The 2,758-nt window shown below is 73.6% G+C and carries 4 protein-coding genes; 3 read left to right on the top strand and 1 reads right to left on the bottom strand.

Going from position 1 to position 2,758, the window contains the following annotated elements; genetic code table 11:
- The 3 genes from AB0K09_RS32005 to AB0K09_RS32015 all read left to right on the top strand — a co-directional run.
- The coding region (locus tag AB0K09_RS32005; RefSeq protein ID WP_366068899.1) for a DUF3043 domain-containing protein at nucleotides 1-369 on the top strand (369 nt) is incomplete at its 5' end.
- A 47-nt stretch (nucleotides 370-416) separates the two neighbouring features.
- Nucleotides 417-1,151: a methyltransferase domain-containing protein gene (locus AB0K09_RS32010; protein WP_366068902.1), complete on the top strand. Its 735-nt coding sequence runs from the start codon at nucleotides 417-419 to the stop codon at nucleotides 1,149-1,151.
- Nucleotides 1,152-1,276: 125 nt separating this feature from the next.
- On the top strand, nucleotides 1,277-2,344 hold the full coding sequence (locus tag AB0K09_RS32015; protein WP_366068900.1) for a trypsin-like peptidase domain-containing protein: 1,068 nt from the start codon (nucleotides 1,277-1,279) through the stop codon (nucleotides 2,342-2,344).
- A 41-nt stretch (nucleotides 2,345-2,385) separates the two neighbouring features.
- Here AB0K09_RS32015 and AB0K09_RS32020 read toward each other — a convergent pair whose 3' ends face one another.
- A complete protein-coding gene (locus tag AB0K09_RS32020) occupies nucleotides 2,386-2,589 on the bottom strand; it encodes a hypothetical protein (RefSeq protein WP_366068901.1) in 204 nt (67 codons plus the stop codon).
- Nucleotides 2,590-2,758: the final 169 nt, after the last annotated feature.

Consider the following 2,758-nt stretch of genomic DNA (forward strand, 5'->3'; position numbering starts at 1 on the left):
CTGGCCAGCGGCGACGAGCGCTATCTGCCCGTCCGCGACAAGGGCCCGGTCCGCCGCTTCGCGCGGGACTTCGTGGACGCCCGCTACTCGGTGGCGGAGTTCTTCCTGCCACTGGCCGTGGTCATCCTCGTGCTCAGCATGGTCAACCGCGGCGCGTTCCAGACGTACGTGCTGCTGCTGTGGATGATCGTGATCGCCCTGATCGTGATCAACTCCCTGATCACCGGCATCGCCCTCAAGCGCGCCCTGAAGCAGCGCTTCCCGGACGAGAACACGCGCGGCGCCGTCGCGTACGCCCTGATGCGCACTCTGCAGATGCGCAGGCTGCGGCTGCCCAAGCCGCAGGTCAAGCGCGGGGAGAAGCCCTGAGCGGCTTCGCCTCGGGCTATGGGGGGTGGCTGAGCGGGCTCGGGGGGCTGCGGAACACCGTCCGCCAGGAGCTGGTCGCCCGCCAGCTCGACGAGCAGATAGCGGCCCGCTTCCCGGTGGGCCGCCGGCTGCGCGTCCTGGACGTCGGCCTCGGTCAGGGCACGCAGGCGCTGCGGCTGGCCCGGGCCGGCCACGAGGTCACCGGCCTGGAGTCCGATCCCCGGATGCTGGACGTGGTCCGCGGCGTGCTCGCCGCGGAGCCGGAGGGCATACGCGAGCGGGTCCGCCTCATCGAGGGCGACGGCCGCGACACCGGCGCCCACTTCCTGCCGGGCGCGTTCGACGTCGTGCTCTGCCACGGCGTGCTGATGTACGTCCCCGAGCCGGACCCCATGGTCGCGGGCCTGGCCCGGGTCCTCGCGCCGGGCGGCCTGCTCTCCCTCCTCGTCCGCAACGCGGACGCGCTGGCCATGCGGCCGGGGCTCGCCGGCGACTTCGAGACGGCACTGGCGGCGTTCGACTCGCCGGCCTACGTCAACCGCCTGGGCGCGGAGGTCCGCGCCGACCGCCGCGAGGCCCTCACCGCGACCCTGGCCGGCATCGGCGCGCCGTTGCGCGCCTGGTACGGCGTGCGGGTCTTCACGGACCTCGCGCCGGACGAGGTCCGGATCCCGGACGGGGAAACCCTGTCCCATCTCCTCACGGCGGAGGACCGCGCGGGCCGCACGGACCCGTACCGGTCCGTTGCCGCACTCCTGCACCTGTGTGGCGTGCGGGGCTGATTTCTCCCCTGCCCGCCCTGTCCCGAAACCGGCCGGGTGGGCGGGGGTGGGAGAACCGGGGGGCCGGGGGCGGAGTCCCCGGCGAGTCCGGCCCGCGGGCGGCACGAGAGCGCGATACTCCCCCCATGGAAGCCTCACGCGTGCTCCCGGCGACAGCCCTCGCGTGCGTCGCCCTCCTCGCCGGCTGCTCGGGGCCGGCCCCGAGCAGCAACGCCCCCTCCTCGCCGGCGACCACCGCCGCCGCGCCCCGCGTGAGCGGCCCCGCAGGGGACCTGCAAGCCGCCTACCAGAAGGTCGTCAAGGACGTCCTGCCGTCCGTCGTCCAGATCACCACCGGGCAGGGGCTCGGCTCCGGGGTCGTCTACGACGGCAAGGGCGACATCGTCACCAACGCCCACGTCGTCGCCGACGCGCGGACGTTCAAGGTCTCGCTGGCGACCGGCGGGGCGACGCTCGGGGCACGGCTGGTGGCGAGCTACCCGGACCAGGACCTCGCCGTCGTGCGGCTGGACAGCGTGCCGAAGGGACTCAAGCCCGCCGTGTTCGGCGACTCCCCGCAGGTGGAGGTCGGGCAGATCGTGCTGGCCATGGGCAACCCGCTCGGTCTGTCCAGCAGCGTCACGCAGGGCATCGTCTCGGCCGTGGGTCGCACCGTCAGCGAGGGCCGCTCCGGCGGCAACGGCGGCAGCGGGCCGACGATCGCGAACATGGTGCAGACCTCGGCGGCCATCAACCCCGGCAACAGCGGCGGCGCGCTCGTCAACCTCGCCGGCCAGGTGATCGGCATTCCGACGCTCGCGGCCGTCGACCCGGAGCTCGGGGAGGGCGCCGCGCCAGGCATCGGCTTCGCGATCCCCGCCGCGACGGTCACCCGGATCGCGGACCAGATCATCAAGAGCGGCCGGGTCACCGACTCCGGCCGGGCCGCGCTGGGCATCACCGGCCGGACGATCGTCGGGGCGGACTTCGCGCCCGCCGGGGTCGCGATCGTTTCCGTGGAGAAGGACGGTCCCGCCGAGAAGGCGGGCCTGCGGGCGGGCGACATCGTCACCCGCGTCGACCAGACTCCGATCTCGACGATGCAGTCGCTGGCGGAGGCGCTCGCGGGCCTCAGGCCCGGCGACCGCGCCGAGGTGACGTACGTCCGGGACGGTACGGAACGGACGGCGACCGTCACCCTCGGGGAGGTGTGACCCGGGGGCGGCACGGCCGCCCCCGGGATGGTGCGGGCCCGCTACGCCTCGGCGCGCAGGCTCATCTCGTACACCACGGTGCCGTCCTCCTGGAGGACCGTCCGGTCCGCGCCGCCCTCGAGCAGTTCCTTCCAGACCTCACCGATCCAGGACTCCGCGTCCCCCTGGGTGGTGAACTCCTCCGGCTCCACCGCCGGGGAGACGTCCTCTCCCGCCTCGTTGAGAAACCGCCACGTCCACGCCATGTCCGCTCCTGGGTCCTTGAGTTGTACCGGGATACGTACTGTCCGAGCGCAGCCTAACGGTCCGTAACGGACGAGAAAGGGTGAGCCCCGCGCGCCCGCCGCACGCGGACGCGAGACGATCAGGGCGTGGAACTGACTCTCCTCGGCACCGGCGCCCCCGGCGGGCTGC

Origin of the sequence: Streptomyces sp. NPDC049577 (genome assembly GCF_040675635.1) — a bacterium.
GTDB lineage: Bacteria > Actinomycetota > Actinomycetes > Streptomycetales > Streptomycetaceae > Streptomyces.